Source organism: Serratia sp. CY43202 (assembly GCF_052168755.1).
Classification (GTDB): Bacteria; Pseudomonadota; Gammaproteobacteria; order Enterobacterales; family Enterobacteriaceae; genus Serratia; species Serratia bockelmannii.
Genome location: NZ_JBJNMB010000006.1, coordinates 183,297 through 199,226 on the forward strand (window position 1 = coordinate 183,297; position 15,930 = coordinate 199,226).

Consider the following 15,930-nt stretch of genomic DNA (forward strand, 5'->3'; position numbering starts at 1 on the left):
GTCTTATGGAGCAAAACCCGCAGTCACAGCTGAAGCTACTTGTCACCCGTGGTAAGGAGCAAGGCTATCTGACCTATGCTGAGGTCAATGACCATCTGCCGGAAGATATCGTCGACTCCGATCAGATCGAAGACATCATCCAGATGATTAACGACATGGGCATCCAGGTGATGGAAGAAGCACCGGACGCCGATGACCTGCTGCTCGCCGAAAACTCGAACAGCACGGACGAAGATGCGGAAGAAGCCGCCGCACAGGTTCTGTCCAGCGTGGAATCCGAAATCGGCCGCACCACCGACCCGGTGCGCATGTACATGCGCGAAATGGGTACCGTCGAACTGCTGACGCGCGAAGGCGAAATCGACATCGCCAAGCGCATCGAAGACGGCATCAACCAGGTGCAGTGCTCGGTTGCCGAATACCCGGAAGCCATCACCTACCTGCTTGAGCAGTACGATCGCGTCGAAGCGGGCGAAGCGCGCCTGTCGGATCTGATCACCGGCTTCGTCGATCCTAACGCGGAAGAGGACATCGCCCCTACCGCGACCCACATCGGTTCTGAACTGTCGAGCGAAGAGCAAGACGACGACGAAGAAGATGAGGACGCCGAAGACGACGACACCGAAGACGACAACAGCATCGATCCTGAGCTGGCGCGTCAGAAGTTCGCCGAGCTGCGCGATCAGTATGAAGCGACGCGTCTGGTGATCAAAAAGAACGGCCGCAGCCACGCCAGCGCAGCGGACGAGATCCTGAAGCTGTCTGAAGTGTTCAAGCAGTTCCGCCTGGTGCCGAAGCAGTTCGACTTCCTGGTCAACAGCATGCGCACCATGATGGACCGCGTTCGCACCCAGGAACGCATCATCATGAAGCTGTGCGTTGAACAGTGCAAAATGCCGAAGAAAAACTTCGTCACCCTGTTCGCCGGCAACGAAACCAGCGATTCCTGGTTCGAAGCCGCACTGGCGATGGCCAAGCCATGGTCGGAAAAGCTGAAAGACGTGGCTGAAGACGTGCAGCGCAGCCTGCAGAAACTGCGTCAGATCGAAGAAGAAACCGGCCTGACCATCGAGCAGGTCAAAGACATCAACCGTCGCATGTCGATCGGTGAAGCGAAAGCCCGCCGCGCGAAGAAAGAGATGGTTGAGGCCAACCTGCGTCTGGTTATTTCCATCGCCAAGAAATACACCAACCGCGGCCTGCAGTTCCTGGATCTGATCCAGGAAGGCAACATCGGCCTGATGAAAGCGGTAGACAAGTTCGAATACCGCCGCGGCTACAAGTTCTCGACGTACGCCACCTGGTGGATCCGTCAGGCTATCACCCGCTCCATCGCCGATCAGGCGCGCACCATCCGTATTCCGGTGCATATGATTGAGACCATCAACAAGCTCAACCGTATTTCGCGCCAGATGCTGCAAGAGATGGGCCGCGAGCCGACGCCGGAAGAGCTGGCCGAGCGCATGCTGATGCCGGAAGACAAGATCCGCAAAGTGCTGAAGATCGCCAAAGAGCCAATCTCGATGGAAACGCCGATCGGCGACGACGAAGATTCGCATCTGGGCGACTTCATCGAGGATACCACCCTCGAGCTGCCGCTGGATTCCGCGACCTCAGAGAGCCTGCGTTCCGCTACCCACGATGTGCTGGCCGGCCTGACCGCGCGCGAAGCGAAAGTGCTGCGCATGCGTTTCGGTATCGACATGAACACCGACCACACGCTGGAAGAGGTAGGCAAGCAGTTTGACGTTACCCGTGAGCGTATTCGTCAGATCGAAGCCAAGGCGCTGCGCAAGCTGCGTCACCCGAGCCGTTCCGAAGTGCTGCGCAGCTTCCTGGACGATTAAGTCCGGCTGCCGCACCAAAAGCAAAAACCCCGGCTTGCCGGGGTTTTTTTATGCCTCAGAACATGCTGTTGCCGCTGGCGGTCTTCTCCGGCACCGGCTGCGTTACATCCCAATGCTCGACGATCTTCCCGGCGCTGTCGAGACGGAAGATATCGACGATCGCCGCGGTCTTGCCGGCCTCGCGCCCGCTGACTTCCACATGCAAAATCACGAAGTCGCCGTCGACAAACGCCTGTTTCACCTCACTGTGCGAATTGGGGTAACGCGTTTTCAGCAGCTCGACAAATTGACGAAAGCCCGCCACGCCGTCTTTAGCGTTGGGGTTATGCTGCTTGTACTGCTCGCCCAAAAACGGCCGCGCCGCCGCAAAATCCTTGTTGTTCAGCCCCTGCCGATAAAACTCCAGCACGTTCTGCTTGTTGCGCGCCTCCTGTGGCGAATGCCCCGCCTGTGCAGTGCCGGTCACCAATAACAGCGCCATCACACAACCTTTCATCATCGATGTCATCGCAACTCCCTTATGTCATTGCAGCGCCAGGAACAGCTCGCGATAGCTGGCAGTCAGCTGCTCCAGCGTGGCGCGGTTCAATCCGCTGGGGTTGGGCAATACCCACACCTCGGTTTGCCCCAGCACCATCGTCTGCTTGCCCCAGGGCGCGTTTTTCACCCCGAAGGCGGTGGTGAACGCCTGCTTGCCCAAAATCGCCAACGCGCGCGGCTGGTAGCGCAGGATCTTCTCTTGCAGCGCCTCGCCGCCGCTGCGCACCTCGTCGCGCGACAGCTCGCTGGCCGCCACCGTTGGGCGCGCCACCAGCGCGGTAATGCCACAGCCATTATCCTTCAACTGCTGCCACTGCTCCGGCGCCAGTTGGCGCTCGGTAAAGCCGGCCTGATGGATCACCTTCCAGAAGCGGTTGCTGCCGTTGGCGAAAGGGTAGCCCTGATGGGCGGAAGAAAGGCCGGGGTTGATGCCGCAAAACACCACCCGCAGGCCAGGCGCCAGAAGTTCCATGAGTGTCGTGAGTCCATTGCAGGGATTTACTGCGGTTATCGCAAAATCCGCCAGCAATTACAACAGGCTAGAACTGTGCAGAAAAGCAACATACGGGCGGGTAACAGTAGACCGCCGCTTAAGGATTCCCTATAATCTCGCGGCTTGGCCCCTTAGCTCAGTGGTTAGAGCAGGCGACTCATAATCGCTTGGTCGTTGGTTCAAACCCAACAGGGGCCACCAAATTTTAGCTTTAAAATCATATAAAAAAGCCACTTCTCTCGAAGTGGCTTTTTTATTTCTTGCTCACAGTGGCGGCAAAATGGCGGCGGTATGCCGGCACTCTCAGCTATCTTTCCCCTCTTAACCAGCCTATAGCCAGACTTACCAGGAAGCCGGCAAAGAAGATCGCGACAGCCGCAGCGATAGATTTCCACCACTCATCAAACCAGAACAAGGCAACAAATGCCGCTATAGAGAACAGGCCAATGACTATGGACTCAGCCAAGTCAGCAGTTTGCCGGCCAACAAATTTAACGAACTTCACAAGAAAGGATTTTAGCCAGTTCATTGATTTTCTTACTTAACGATAGGAAGTCATCATCACTTGATCATTAGTTAAAATCCAACCGCTGGCTTTTGATTGATTTATCCGCTATCGCTCGCCTCTCACAAGGCTACACAAAGCAATAGTGACAAACACCAGCAACAGGAATATTGCCGCGCTTAGAATTCGTTGCCACCATTCGTCGAACCAGAACAGTGAGCCAAACGCAGCGATAGAAAATATCCCGCCCAAAATCGCTTCCACAAGGTGCGACAATCCTTTACCGAGCTTACTGCCCCAAGACTTTAGATAGCTCATGATTCACACCTTCACAGAACATTTTCGATTTGCTGGTATAGGCAACAAAGGGTTCAAGATACTCCTCCGCCAGAAAGTAGATCATGTCCAAATTTCGTGGCGTGAGCTTATGGTACGTTGAGGGATATTGTTCCCGCAAACGACGCGAAGAAACGGCGGCCTTTTCAATAATTCCTTGTAAAAGAATGATGTTTAGCCCAGCAATGGTGACACCTTTGAATACCCATTTGAAAAGTGTGCTGCCGATAACCTTTTTCAAAATATGGTGTGTGATTTGCTGAACCAGAATGAACTGCGTCCCCATACGTCCTGTAAGATAACCCTCTGCATGGTTAAATTTTTGGCTTAGCGCGGTTTGTGTTTGCAGATCCATCCGCTGATAGCAGTCACGGATAATCACCACTATCAGCTCACGTAGCGGGGTTTCGATACCATAACCGGCACGAACGACCTTAATAAATCGTTCCGTTTCAATTTCATTGCGGTGCCTAAGCTCTCGGCCGCCGAGCCCTGCTCCCTGCCATGTCCTACGAGCACTATAGGCAATGCCCCTTGGTAAAGACTCTATTCCCTCAAGAATTCCTTGAGCTACGGCTTTCGCATCCATAACAATCCCTTATCAGCGCCCTGGCCGTACCCTATACTAACTTCGCTTAAAATATCAACATCCCTTTCATCCTAATGAAGGGCGCCCCTCGGCATAATGGCTTTTTTGTTTCCCGCCGCCGTGCCACACTTCCCTCTCGGCATTCCTGATTTATTCCGACTCATAAGGCCCCTGCATGATCGTCAACTGCGACCACGACAACCTTGATGCCTGGCTGGCTCTGCGCTCGGCGCTGTGGCCCACCTGCCCGCGGGAAGAACACCGCGCGGAAATGCGCGAGATATTGGCTTCGCCGCACCACACCGCGTTTATGGCGCGGGGGCTGGACGGCGCTTTCGTTGGCTTTGCCGAGGTCGCGCTGCGCTACGATTATGTCAACGGCTGCGAATCGTCGCCGGTGGCGTTTTTGGAAGGGATTTATACCGCCGAACGCGCCCGCCGCCAGGGCTGGGCCGCGCGCCTGATCGCGCAGGTGCAGGAGTGGGCGAAGCAACAGGGGTGCAGCGAGCTGGCGTCGGATACCGACATCGCTAATCTGGATTCCCAACGCCTGCATGCGGCGCTGGGCTTTGCCGAAACGGAGCGGGTGGTGTTTTACCGCAAAACGCTGGGCTGATCAGGCACCTTGCGTTGCCGCTGATGCGTCAACGGCTCGGCGCGCAGCAGTCTCTTCCCCACCAATATTAACCAACCCCCCTTCCTCATCCAGCGTTTTCGCCGTGGCACTCTCATCGGCACAGCAATCGTATCGGTCGCCCATCAATATAATGCCACCAAATACAATCACAATGAGCGTAATTGGTTCTATTTTGATTGGATTTGTCGCCTTGTTTTATTTTGAAAAACTTATAATGGGGACATCACATACCCGCAGATACCGCTCAATAGAACAGGAGATTGGCATTTATGAAACTGACCAGCCAAAGCTTTAAAGAAGGAGAGTTCATTCCCGGTGAGTTCGCCTTCGCTATCCCCGATGCCGCCAACCATGTCGCTTTATCGAGAAATCGCAACCCCCATCTGGCCTGGAGTGAAGTGCCTGCAGGCACGCAGTCTTTCGTGATCGTTTGCCATGATCCCGACGTGCCAAGCCGTGGTGATGATGTGAATCAAGAGGGTCGGGTTGTGCCCGCATCGTTGCCGCGCGTTGATTTCTTTCACTGGCTGCTGCTGGATATTCCGGCCAGTACCGTGGAAATTGCGGCGGGCTCTCAATCGGACGGCGTAACGCCGCGTGGCAAATCCGGGCCAAACGCCCCTTCGGCCTATCGCCACGGCATCAATGACTATACCGGTTGGTTTGCCGCCGATGAGCAGATGAAGGGGGAATACTACGGTTACGATGGCCCATGCCCACCGTGGAACGATACGTTAGTTCATCATTATATTTTCACGGTTTATGCGCTTGCTACCCCCGGTTTGGATGTACAAGGGCCTTGGACAGGGGCTAATGTGAATGCTGCCCTGGCGGAAGCGCCGGTGTTAGCCCAGGCGAGCCTGACAGGCCTTTACAGCCTGAACCCTAACGTAGCATCAACGGCGAAATAATCGCATAAAGGAGTCGAATATGAGCCGGACCGGTTCCTTCGGATCAGTGCGAACCAGACGCGAGCCGGGCGCGAAACTTTTGCACTGGCACTCTCCGTCGGGGGCTCCGGTGTTGAGGCGCCGCTTGTGCGGGGTGTGCCAGCCGACATTGAAACGTCAGCTACACACGCCGCAGTTCGTCTTCCATGAAGCGACGGTCTTGCTGATCGTGGCGGGCCAACTCGGTATCACATCGGCTTCACAACATTTGTCTCTGGAGACCCCCGGGGAACTGCTCCTGGTCCCCCCCAACACCCGCGCAGATTTAGTCAAAACGCCGGGCGATATCGATCGGCCTTTTCGCTCGATACTCCTGACGCTGTCGGCAGAACTGCTGGATGTCTTTCACCGAACCCGGCAGGCTTCACCCCCTATTCCCCCTAAAGATGACGCGTGGAAAACGCTGCCTCTGGACGAAGACCTGTCGGCGACGTTTTATCACGTGATTGAAAGCGTGGAAAAACAGGAAATCAGTGATATTCGCCTGCAATACCGCCTTCTGGACTTTTTGACCGCGCTGGCCGAACGAGGACATGTTTTTACGCATTTGCCATTGGATAGCCCATCACAGCGCCTGCGCACCTTGATTTTTGAGGCTCCGGAACAAAACTGGACGGCAGAAACAGCGGGAAAAACGTTAGCGATGAGCCCGGCAACGTTGCGGCGGCGCCTTGCCGCCGAACAGACACGCTTCGAAGACTTGCTGATAGACATCCGTATGCATCACGCCATGATGTTGCTTCAAACCACCCGATGGGATATGACCCGCATTGCAGAGGCCTGCGGTTACAAATCCAGAGCGCGTTTTAGCGAACGCTTTCAAAAGCGTTTTGGTTACGCGCCTTCCGCCATCCGATAAAACGCTGGGCTGATCAGGCGATCTTGCTTTGCCGCTGATGCGCCAACTGCTCGGCGCGCAGCAGGATCTCCTGCAGATCGTCCTCGTCGATATCGAACAGATCCCCCTCCATCAGCGCCTCGTGCAGATCGGCGCGGGTGATGGAAACGGCATCGATCGGCAGATTGGCCGGTTTGGCCTCCGCCGGCGCCAGCGCATGCGGGTAGCGTCGCCCGGCCAGGTTATTGAACAGAATGGCCAGCGCCGCCAGCAGCACCGAGTTCAGCAGCACCGGATACAGTACGAAGTCATAGCCCATCTGGTGAATGCCGGGGCCGCCGAGGATGGCGGTCAGCGCCACCGCGCCGCCGGGTGGATGCAAGCAACGCAGCTTGAACATCAGGCCGATGGCCACCGCCGCCGCCGCGCCGCAAGCCAGGCCCGGATCGGGGATCAGCAGACCAGCGCTGACGCCCACCGTTGCCGCCAGCGCATTGCCGCCGACGATCGACCAGGGCTGCGCCAGCGGGCTGTTGGGCACGCCGAACAGCAGAACCGCCGAAGCGCCCATCGGCGCGATAAACCACAGGTTCACCTCGCCCAAAATAAAGTGGCTGATCCAACCGGCGAGCATCAGCCCCAAACCGGCGCCGACGCTGGAAATCAGCATCTCTCGCTTGCCCACCGCCAGCGGGTGCGGCCACAGGCGCGCAACTCCCACTTTTACCCGTTCAATCCACTGCGTCTTCATGTTACCCAATACGGCTCAATTCACTTGTTGGCAACAAATATATCACATCATCCTGAAGGAACTCACGGCGCCGTAAACCGCGCCGCCCAAGAACTTTTAGCTAACAGATTGATTTTTAGCCTCCCCTCGACAATGATGAATGTTCCCCCCTTAACCCCGAGGAACCGCCGATGTCTCAACCGATCACCGAGCTTTATACCGACAGTGAATTTTTCAGCCCGTACGCCATGTCCGCCTTTGTCGTGCTGACGGAAAAAGGCATTCCGTTCACCGTGAAGCCGGTGGATCTGGCGAAGGAAGAGAACAAAGAGGCGGCCTACGCGGCGCTGTCGCTCACCCGCCGGGTGCCGACGCTGGCGATCGGCGAGTTCCAGCTCTCGGAGTCTTCGGCGATCGCCGAATACCTGGAAGACATCCACCCGGCCCACGCCGTGTACCCGCGCGACGTGAAGCTGCGTGCCAAAGCGCGCGAGATCCAGGCCTGGCTGCGCAGCGATCTGCTGCCGATCCGCGCCGAGCGTTCGACCGAGGTGGTGTTCAACAACGGCAAATTCCCGCCGCTGTCCGAAGCCGCGCAAGAGGCCGCGCGCAAGCTGATCGCCGCCGTGGAAAAGCTGCTGAGCCACGGGCAGGATAATCTGTTCAGGGAGTGGTGCATCGCCGACACCGATCTGGCGCTGATGCTCAACCGGCTGGTGATGCACGGCGATCCGGTGCCGGAGCGCGTGCGCCACTATGTGCACAAGCAGTGGCAGCGCCCGTCGGTGCAGGCGTGGCTGGCATTGTCGGAAAAACGGCGCGCCTGAGAAAAAAATCGGCGGCCACGACGCCGCCGTTCTCAATGCCGAGAAACAACATCACTGCTTGAGGGAAGGCAAATCACCATCCAGAGGGCAGATAGCCTAACAATGAAGCGATGGCGTACACCGCGCTGGCCAGGTACAGCAACACAATGCTGACCTGCAGCAACGGGTGCGTGATCCAGTTGCACTGCCAGCGCGGGGTCTGGTCGCCATGCTTGCGCGCGCCGCGCAGGATCAGCATCGGCATGATCGACAGGATCACCCCGCTGAACACCCCGGCGAAGTAGAGCGCGTTGACGAACGACACCAGCCCGCTGTAGGCCAGCACGAACGGCGGCACCACCACCAACAGCAGCACGCCGAAGCGGCGCAGCGGCAGCTCGTCGTTGCCCAGCCGAAACTTGTCGAAAATATTGGTCAGGAAGCTGCCGCCCAATCCCCAGTACGAGGTCAGCATCGCGCACAGCGCGAAGATGTTGGCGGAGAAGAACGCCCACTGCCCCAGCGCCTGGCCCCAGGAAATGGTGGCCACGTCGGAGATGTCATCCAGCCCGCTGAGCGCGATCACCGACATCGGCACCGCCGCCAGCAAAATGAAGGTCACCACCATGCCGACGATGATCGCCTTCGGCAGTTGCTCCGGCTTGTCGGCGAAGCCGCGCGCCATCTCCGGCACGATGTACTGCGCCGAGAAGCAGAACACCACCACGTTGAACACCGGCACCATATAGCGCCAGTCGCCGTCCAGCAGGTTGCGCATCTGGGTGGTGTCTTTCAGCAGCGTCGCCGCCACCAGCGCGGTCAACATCACCACCATGCCGATGCTGATAAATTTCTCGCCGCGGCCGATCGCTTTCAAACCGAGGTACAGCACGCCGGCGGCGGGCACGAAGAACAGCAGGCTGCCCAGCGCCGGCGAGATGCCGAACAGCGATTGCAGCAGCTTGCCGCTGCCGGTCATATAGGCGGTGAGCGCCCCAACGCTGTTGACGCACACCGAAGCGAACATCAGCCAGGCGCCCAGGCCGCCGACGTAGCGCTTCGCCAGCCCGCTCAGCTGCAGATGCGCGCGGGTGCGCAGCGTGGATTCGGCAACGTACAGCATGGTGATGGTGGTCAGGCTTCCCACCAGCACCAGCCAAAACAGCAGCGGCAGGAAACCGGCCTTGCTGGAGGCGTAGGCGATGGAGAGTACGCCGGCGCCGATGTTGGTGCCGACGATCATCGCCACCCCTTCGAGGAAACTTAACGATTTGGCGGGTGCAGGTGCTCGCACCCCGGCGGCAAGCGCCGGAGAAACAGAGATATTATCAGACATGCATCATCCTTTATCACCCGGCGACGCTGGCCGCCGGGATGGGTTAACGTCCTGACGCTCAACAGCTCACATCGATACACAGGTATTTCAGCTCCAGATATTCTTCTATCCCGTAGCGCGATCCTTCACGCCCGAGCCCTGACTGTTTCACGCCGCCGAACGGCGCCACTTCGTTGGAAATCAGCCCGGTGTTGATGCCGACCATGCCGTACTCCAGCGCCTCCGGCACACGCCATTGGCGTGCGGCGTTCTGCGTGAACAGGTAGGCGGCCAGGCCGAATTCGGTGTCGTTGGCCATGGCGATGGCTTCCGCCTCGTCATGGAAGCGGAACAGCGGCGCCACCGGCCCGAAGGTTTCTTCTTTGGCGAAGCGCATCTTCTGCGTCACGCCGGTCACCACCGTCGGCTGGAAGAAAGTGCCGCCGAGCGCGTGCGGCTGGCCGCCGGTGGCGATCTGTGCCCCTTTGATCAGCGCGTCGTCGATATGGCTCTGCACCTTCGCCACCGCATCGCTGTCGATCAGCGGCCCCTGGGTGGTGCCTTCGTGGCTGCCGTCGCCGACGTTCAACTGCTCGACCGCCGCCACCAGTTTCTCCGCCAGCCGCTCGTAGATGCCGTCCTGCACGTAGATACGGTTGGCGCACACGCAGGTCTGGCCGCTGTTGCGGAACTTGGAGGCCATGATGCCCGCCACCGCCGCATCCAGATTGGCGTCGTCGAACACGATGACCGGCGCATTGCCGCCCAGCTCCAGCGACAGTTTCTTGATGCTCGGTGCGCACTGCGCCATCAGGATGCGGCCGACCTCGGTCGAGCCGGTAAAGCTCAGCTTGCGCACCACCGGGCTGTCGCACAGCACCTTGCCCACCTGCGCCGCTTCGCCGGTCACCACCTGCAAAACGCCGGCGGGAATGCCGGCGTCCTGCGCCAGCTTGGCCAGCGCCAGCGCGGTCAGCGGCGTTTGCTCGGCCGGTTTGACGATGATGGCGCAACCGGCCGCCAGCGCTGGCGCCACCTTGCGGGTGATCATCGCCGCCGGGAAATTCCACGGGGTGATGGCCGCGCACACGCCGATCGGCTGCTTCACCACCACCAGGCGCTGCGAAGCCTGCGGCGCCTGCAATACCGCGCCGTCCACCCGCTTGGCCTCTTCGGCGAACCAGGTGATGAACGACGCGGCGTACGCCACTTCGCCGCGCGCTTCCGCCAGCGATTTGCCCTGCTCGGCGGTCATCAGCTGCGCCAGATCTTCCTGTGCGGCCAGCACCTTGTCGGCCCAGGCCAACAGCAGCGCGGAACGCTGCTTGGCGGTCAGCTGTTTCCACTCGTTTTGCGCCCGCTGCGCCGCCGCGATCGCCTGCTGGGTTTCCTCTTCGCTGACCAGCGGAATGCTGGCCAGTTCGGCGCCGGTGGCCGGGTTGATCACCGCTTCGCGCTTGCCGCTCAGGGCATCGCACCATTCGCCGTTGATCAGACACTGGCTGCGCAGCAGCTCGGGATTATTCAATTTCATGCCGTTCGCTCCTTAGTGAGCCAGCGCGCGGGACAGGATGCCCATCGCCTTGGTGAACTGATCGTCCGGGATGGTCAGCGGGTAGAGGAAGCGGATCACGTTGCCGTTCACGCCGCAGCTCAGCAGCAGCAGCCCTTCCTCCATCGCCTTCTGCTGCACCTGACGGGTGATATCGGCTGAAGGTTTACCGGTAGCCGGATCGTTGAACTCCACCGCCACCATCGAGCCTTGCGCGCGCACATCGGCGATCGCCGGGCTGGTTTTGCGCGCCTGCTGCAACACTTCCACCAGGTGCTGCCCCAAGCGCTGGGCGCGCTGACACAGCTGCTCTTCGTCGATCACGTCCAGCACCGCGTGCGCGGCGGCCACCGCCAGCGGGTTACCGGCGTAGGTGCCGCCCAGCCCGCCCGGCGCCGGCGCGTCCATCACCTCGGCGCGGCCCGCCACCGCCGACAGCGGCATGCCGCCCGCCAGGCTTTTCGCCATGGTGATCAAATCGGGCTTAACGCTGTAGTGCTCCATGGCGAACAGCTTGCCGGTACGGGCGAAGCCGGTCTGCACCTCGTCGGCGATCAGCAGAATGCCGTGCTGGTCACACAGCGCACGCAGCGCCTGCATGAACTCGGCCGGCGCCACGTTGAAGCCGCCTTCGCCCTGCACCGGCTCCAGCACAATGGCCGCCACCTGCTTGGGATCGATATCCGCTTTAAACAGGCGATCCAGGCTGTTCATCGCGTCTTCGGTGGTCACGCCGTACAGCGCGTTCGGGTACTGGCCGTGGAACACCGAGCCGGGGAATGGGCCAAAGCCCAGTTTGTAAGGCGCCACTTTGCCGGTCAGCGCCATGGTCATATAGGTACGGCCGTGGAAGCCGCCGCCGAAGGTGATCAAGCCCGGACGGCCGGTGTAAGCGCGGGCGATCTTCACCGCGTTTTCCACCGCTTCCGCGCCGGTGGTGAAGAAGGCGGTTTTACACGGGCCGGCGATCGGCGCGCGCTGGTTGATGCGCTCCGCCAACGAAACATAGCTTTCGTAAGGAACGATCTGATAGGCGGTGTGGGTGAAAGCCTGCAACTGCTTTTCAATCGCGGCGATCACCTTCGGGTGGCGATGGCCGGTGTTCAGCACGGCGATCCCCGAGGCGAAGTCGATCACTTCTTTGCCTTCCACATCCCACAGCGTGGCGTTCTCTGCGCGCTCGGCGTAAAAACCACACATCACGCCCACTCCGCGCGGGGTGGCGTCCTGACGGCGTTGGTTCAATTCTGCGTTTTTCATGCTGTTCTCTCCGGTCGGTGCCAGTTACACGTTTCGTTCACATTCGTGAAACAATGCCGTTTATTTACACAGGATGTGGCCCTATAATCGAGTGCCAGTTACGAATAATTGAGGGATCCAATTGCGCTCATTGAGTGGTGATCTGTTGCTGCAGCGCCTCGGCGAACAGCCCGATGACAAGCTGCACAAGCGGCTTTACAACGCGATCCGCACCAGCATTCTCGACGGCAGCCTGCCGCCCTCCAGCCGCCTGCCCGCCTCACGCGATCTGGCGCAGGAGCTCAGCCTGTCCCGCAACACTGTGTTAACCGTTTATGAACAACTGCTGGCGGAAGGCTACGTGTCGGCGCGCGCCGGCAGCGGCACCTTCGTCGCTGACACGGTGCCGGACAGCTGCCTCTCCACCGGCGGCGCTCCGGCGGACGGCAGCGGGCAACCGCGGCGCGTCGAACTGTCGGAGCGCGGCGCCACGCTGCTGCACCACGCCAGCGCCAGCCCAAAACAGTGGGGGGCGTTCATTCCCGGCGTGCCCGACGTCAACGCCTTTCCCCATCAGCTGTTCAGCAAGATCCAGGCGCGCCTCAGCCGCCGCCCGACGCCGCAGCGGCTGACCTACAGCAATCAGGGCGGCAGCCCGGAGCTACAGCATGCGTTGGTGGAGTATTTACGGGTGGCGCGCTCGGTGCGCTGCTCGCCGGAACAGATCCTGATCACTGAAGGCATCCATCAGGCGATCGATCTGGTGACGCGCATGTTGTGCAATCCGGGGGATGACGCCTGGATCGAAGAACCGGGCTATTGGGGGATCCGCAATATCCTGCGCATCAATGCGTTGAACATCTGCCCGCTGGCGGTGGACGAGGCCGGGCTGGTGCCGCCGGAGCAGCCAACGACGCCACCCCGCCTGATTTTCGTCACCCCGTCGCACCAGTATCCGCTCGGCTCGGTGATGAGCCTGGCGCGCCGCCAACGGCTGCTGGCGCTGGCGCGCAACGCCGGCGGCTGGATCGTCGAGGACGACTACGACAGCGAATTCCGCTTTTCCGGCCAACCGATCCCGGCGCTGCAAGGGCTGGAGGCCGATGCGCCGGTGATTTACATCGGCACCTTCAGCAAAACGCTCTACCCGGCGCTGCGCCTCGGCTATGTGGTATTGCCGCCGCCGCTGGTGCAGCCGCTGAAAACCGCCCACGCCGAGCTGTATCGCGGCGGGCACCTGCTGATCCAGAGCGCGCTGGCGGAATTCATCCAAGAGGGGCACTACACCGCGCACATCCGTCGCATGCGGCTGCTGTACGCCCGGCGGCGCGCCTTCCTGACCGGCCTGATCGAACAGCACCTCGGCAAACAGGCGCTCAGCGAATTCAACAGCAACGCCGGATTGCACCTGATCCTCAACCTGCCGGACGAGGCCGACGACGTGGCGATCGCCGCCGCCGCCGGCGCGCAGGGGGTGCTGGTGCGGCCGCTGTCGCGCTACTACATGCTGCCCAACCGCCGGCGCGGCCTGCTGATGGGGTTTGCCTGCGTGCCAGAAGAACAGATGGCCGCGGCCTTCACCCAGTTGCTGGCGTGCATCAACGTACCTGCAATAAAAAAGGCGGCTCCTTAAGGTCGCCTACGCATTACCAGGCCTGAAGCCGCCAGCCATCCGCCTGCCGGTGCAGGCGGTGCGTCGGCCGCAGCGCCTGCAGGAAGTCTTCGTCGTGCGACACCACCAGCATCGCGCCGGGGAAATCCGCCAGCGCAGTTTCGATCGCCAACGATGACGCCAGATCCAGGTGGTTGGTCGGCTCGTCGAGCAACAGCAGCTGCGCCGGTTGCTGTCGCCACAGCGCGCAGGCCAACGCCGCCTTGAGCCGTTCACCGCCGCTCAGCGAGCCCAGCGGCAGCGCGATGCGATCTGCGCCAAGCTGCAGCTGCGCCAACCGGGTGCGCAACGCGCCTTCCGCCAACGGTGAATCCTGCAGCCCCAGATGCTCCATCACCGACAGATTCGGGTCGAGCTGTGACAGGGTTTGATCGAGGTAGGCCGTCGGCAGCGGGCAATGACAATGGCCGGAAAGCGCCGTCAGCTGACCGAGAACGGTCTTCAGCAAGGTGGACTTGCCACAGCCGTTGGGGCCGGTCAACGCCACGCGCATCGGGCCGTCGATACGCAGATCCAGCGGCGGCGCGCTGACGAACGGCAGCTGCAGCTGCTCGAGCACCAGCACCTGCTTGTTCGCGCTCACTTCGCTGCCGGGCAGCGCCAGCAACACCGGCTGCTCCTCTTCCACCCGCTGATAGGCTTCGCGCACCGCCGCATCGAGGCCGTCGCGCTGATCCTGATGCTGTTTGCGCAGCGTACCGAGGCTCTCCTTCGCCGCCGACTTGTAGGCCACCCGCTCAAAAGAGGCGATATTCAGCGTATCGACGACGCGCAGCGTTTGCGCCGAGCGCCGCTGGCTCATGTCGTGCTCTTTCTGCTGGCGAGCGCGGGTGCGGCGACGCTCCTCGCGCGCATGCTCCAGATCGGCGCGCGCCGCCTGCTGTTCCGTGTCGCGCTGGCGCCGGTAGTCATCGTAGTTGCCGCCGTAGCTGCGCAGCGCACCGGGTGTCAGTTCGACAATGCGCTCCATGCGCGCCAGCAGCTGCCGGTCATGGCTGGCGATCAGCAGCCCGCCGCGCCACTGATCCAGCTGCTGATACAGCCAGGCACGCCCGACGCTGTCGAGGTGGTTGGTCGGTTCGTCCAGCAGCAGAAAATCCCCCTCGCCGATCAAGGCGCCGCACAGCGCCGCGCGCATTCGCTCGCCGCCGCTCAGAGAACTTGCGGATCGCAACGGATCGAAGGCCGGCAGCCCGGCGGCGGCGAAGGCGTTTTGCAGGCGATCGTTGAGATCCCAGCGCCCTTCCAGACGATCGATATCGTCCGCCAGCGGCCGCCCCTGCTCGAGACGCGCCAGCGCGGCAAACACCTCGCCATAGCCCAACAGCTGGGCCAGCGTGGTGTCCGCGGCGATCTCCGGCTGCTGCGCAACGTAAGCCAATGCGGCATGGGATTCGACGTGACCGTTACCCGGCCGATCCAACCCGGCGATCAGGCGCAGCAGCTGGGTTTTGCCGACGCCGTTGCGCCCCACCAGGCCACAGCGCTGCCGATCGAAAGCGAGATCCAGCGGGCCGAACAGCGTTTCGCCGTCAGCAAATTGGCAGGTCAGTTGATGTAAAACGAAATAAGGGGACTGCGCAAAATGAGCCATAAGCACTCCTGAATGAGATCAAAACATCCCCACAGGGCGCAAGAGCGCACAGCGTGGGACCAGATATCAACAGGTGTGGGTGTTCATTTTCGGTAGTGGCTCCGCAGAGAGAAGGAATTTACAACGCGCAAAGGTTAACCGATCTTTTGTTCGTTATGCAAACAGAGTCTGAGATTCATGACGTCTATCACATTCGGCGCAACGCAGATTCCCAAGCGGCATGACAACGGCTAGATTTATCTCATCCGACCACTTGTGTTCACATAATAATAACAGATGCTCATCCC

15 protein-coding genes and 1 tRNA gene are annotated in these 15,930 nt (G+C 60.4%); 7 read left to right on the forward strand and 9 right to left on the reverse strand.

The window, feature by feature from the left end; genetic code table 11:
* Positions 1-5: 5 nt before the first annotated feature.
* On the forward strand, positions 6-1,847 hold the full coding sequence (gene rpoD, locus ACJ8J5_RS14240) for an RNA polymerase sigma factor RpoD (RefSeq protein WP_025304326.1): 1,842 nt from the start codon (positions 6-8) through the stop codon (positions 1,845-1,847).
* A 55-nt stretch (positions 1,848-1,902) separates the two neighbouring features.
* Here the strand turns inward: rpoD and ACJ8J5_RS14245 are convergent, their stop codons facing one another.
* Together ACJ8J5_RS14245 and mug are read right to left on the reverse strand one after the other, a co-directional pair.
* Positions 1,903-2,346 (reverse strand): nuclear transport factor 2 family protein, encoded by a 444-nt coding sequence (locus ACJ8J5_RS14245; protein WP_049204445.1) that lies wholly within the window; start codon positions 2,344-2,346, stop codon positions 1,903-1,905.
* A gap of 24 nt (positions 2,347-2,370) precedes the next feature.
* Complete coding sequence (gene mug, locus ACJ8J5_RS14250) at positions 2,371-2,859, reverse strand: G/U mismatch-specific DNA glycosylase (RefSeq protein ID WP_414104536.1); 489 nt, start codon at positions 2,857-2,859, stop codon at positions 2,371-2,373.
* Positions 2,860-3,005: 146 nt separating this feature from the next.
* Here mug and ACJ8J5_RS14255 point away from each other — a divergent pair.
* Positions 3,006-3,081, forward strand: a tRNA-Ile gene (locus tag ACJ8J5_RS14255).
* Between the two features lie 106 nt (positions 3,082-3,187).
* Here ACJ8J5_RS14255 and ACJ8J5_RS14260 read toward each other — a convergent pair.
* Both ACJ8J5_RS14260 and ACJ8J5_RS14265 read right to left on the reverse strand, forming a co-directional pair.
* Positions 3,188-3,409, reverse strand: coding sequence for a hypothetical protein (locus ACJ8J5_RS14260; protein ID WP_033651283.1), 222 nt, complete (start codon positions 3,407-3,409; stop codon positions 3,188-3,190).
* 265 nt (positions 3,410-3,674) lie between these two features.
* Positions 3,675-4,310, reverse strand: a complete 636-nt coding sequence (locus ACJ8J5_RS14265) for a hypothetical protein (RefSeq protein ID WP_147823202.1) — start codon at positions 4,308-4,310, stop codon at positions 3,675-3,677.
* A gap of 175 nt (positions 4,311-4,485) precedes the next feature.
* Between ACJ8J5_RS14265 and aac(6') the strand changes: the two genes are divergently transcribed.
* From aac(6') to ACJ8J5_RS14280, 3 genes are all read left to right on the forward strand, one after another.
* Positions 4,486-4,926 (forward strand): aminoglycoside 6'-N-acetyltransferase, encoded by a 441-nt coding sequence (gene aac(6') / locus ACJ8J5_RS14270; RefSeq protein ID WP_147823201.1) that lies wholly within the window; start codon positions 4,486-4,488, stop codon positions 4,924-4,926.
* A 290-nt stretch (positions 4,927-5,216) separates the two neighbouring features.
* Entirely contained in the window at positions 5,217-5,858 is a 642-nt protein-coding gene (locus tag ACJ8J5_RS14275; RefSeq protein ID WP_043142050.1) for a YbhB/YbcL family Raf kinase inhibitor-like protein, read from the forward strand.
* Positions 5,859-6,006: 148 nt separating this feature from the next.
* Entirely contained in the window at positions 6,007-6,756 is a 750-nt protein-coding gene (locus ACJ8J5_RS14280) for a helix-turn-helix transcriptional regulator (RefSeq protein WP_197813187.1), read from the forward strand.
* Between the two features lie 13 nt (positions 6,757-6,769).
* Here ACJ8J5_RS14280 and ACJ8J5_RS14285 read toward each other — a convergent pair whose 3' ends face one another.
* Positions 6,770-7,486 (reverse strand): HPP family protein, encoded by a 717-nt coding sequence (locus ACJ8J5_RS14285; RefSeq protein ID WP_025304335.1) that lies wholly within the window; start codon positions 7,484-7,486, stop codon positions 6,770-6,772.
* Between the two features lie 170 nt (positions 7,487-7,656).
* Between ACJ8J5_RS14285 and yfcF the strand changes: the two genes are divergently transcribed.
* Positions 7,657-8,292: a glutathione transferase gene (gene yfcF / locus ACJ8J5_RS14290; protein WP_197769527.1), complete on the forward strand. Its 636-nt coding sequence runs from the start codon at positions 7,657-7,659 to the stop codon at positions 8,290-8,292.
* Positions 8,293-8,365: 73 nt separating this feature from the next.
* Here yfcF and ACJ8J5_RS14295 read toward each other — a convergent pair whose 3' ends face one another.
* The 3 genes from ACJ8J5_RS14295 to ACJ8J5_RS14305 are packed head-to-tail and all read right to left on the reverse strand — an operon-like array spanning position 8,366 to position 12,398.
* Positions 8,366-9,607: an aromatic amino acid transport family protein gene (locus ACJ8J5_RS14295; protein WP_033639324.1), complete on the reverse strand. Its 1,242-nt coding sequence runs from the start codon at positions 9,605-9,607 to the stop codon at positions 8,366-8,368.
* Between the two features lie 58 nt (positions 9,608-9,665).
* Positions 9,666-11,120 carry an NAD-dependent succinate-semialdehyde dehydrogenase gene (locus tag ACJ8J5_RS14300; RefSeq protein ID WP_334273848.1) on the reverse strand — a complete coding sequence of 485 codons (1,455 nt, stop codon included), beginning with the start codon at positions 11,118-11,120 and terminating at the stop codon, positions 9,666-9,668.
* Positions 11,121-11,132: 12 nt separating this feature from the next.
* Complete coding sequence (locus tag ACJ8J5_RS14305; protein ID WP_048234933.1) at positions 11,133-12,398, reverse strand: 4-aminobutyrate--2-oxoglutarate transaminase; 1,266 nt, start codon at positions 12,396-12,398, stop codon at positions 11,133-11,135.
* A gap of 121 nt (positions 12,399-12,519) precedes the next feature.
* On the opposite strand from ACJ8J5_RS14305, the gene pdxR reads away from it, so the two are divergent.
* Positions 12,520-14,010: a MocR-like pyridoxine biosynthesis transcription factor PdxR gene (pdxR, locus tag ACJ8J5_RS14310; protein ID WP_060434613.1), complete on the forward strand. Its 1,491-nt coding sequence runs from the start codon at positions 12,520-12,522 to the stop codon at positions 14,008-14,010.
* A 13-nt stretch (positions 14,011-14,023) separates the two neighbouring features.
* On the opposite strand, the gene ACJ8J5_RS14315 is transcribed toward pdxR, so the two are convergent.
* A complete protein-coding gene (locus ACJ8J5_RS14315) occupies positions 14,024-15,643 on the reverse strand; it encodes an ABC-F family ATP-binding cassette domain-containing protein (protein WP_414104537.1) in 1,620 nt (539 codons plus the stop codon).
* Positions 15,644-15,930: the final 287 nt, after the last annotated feature.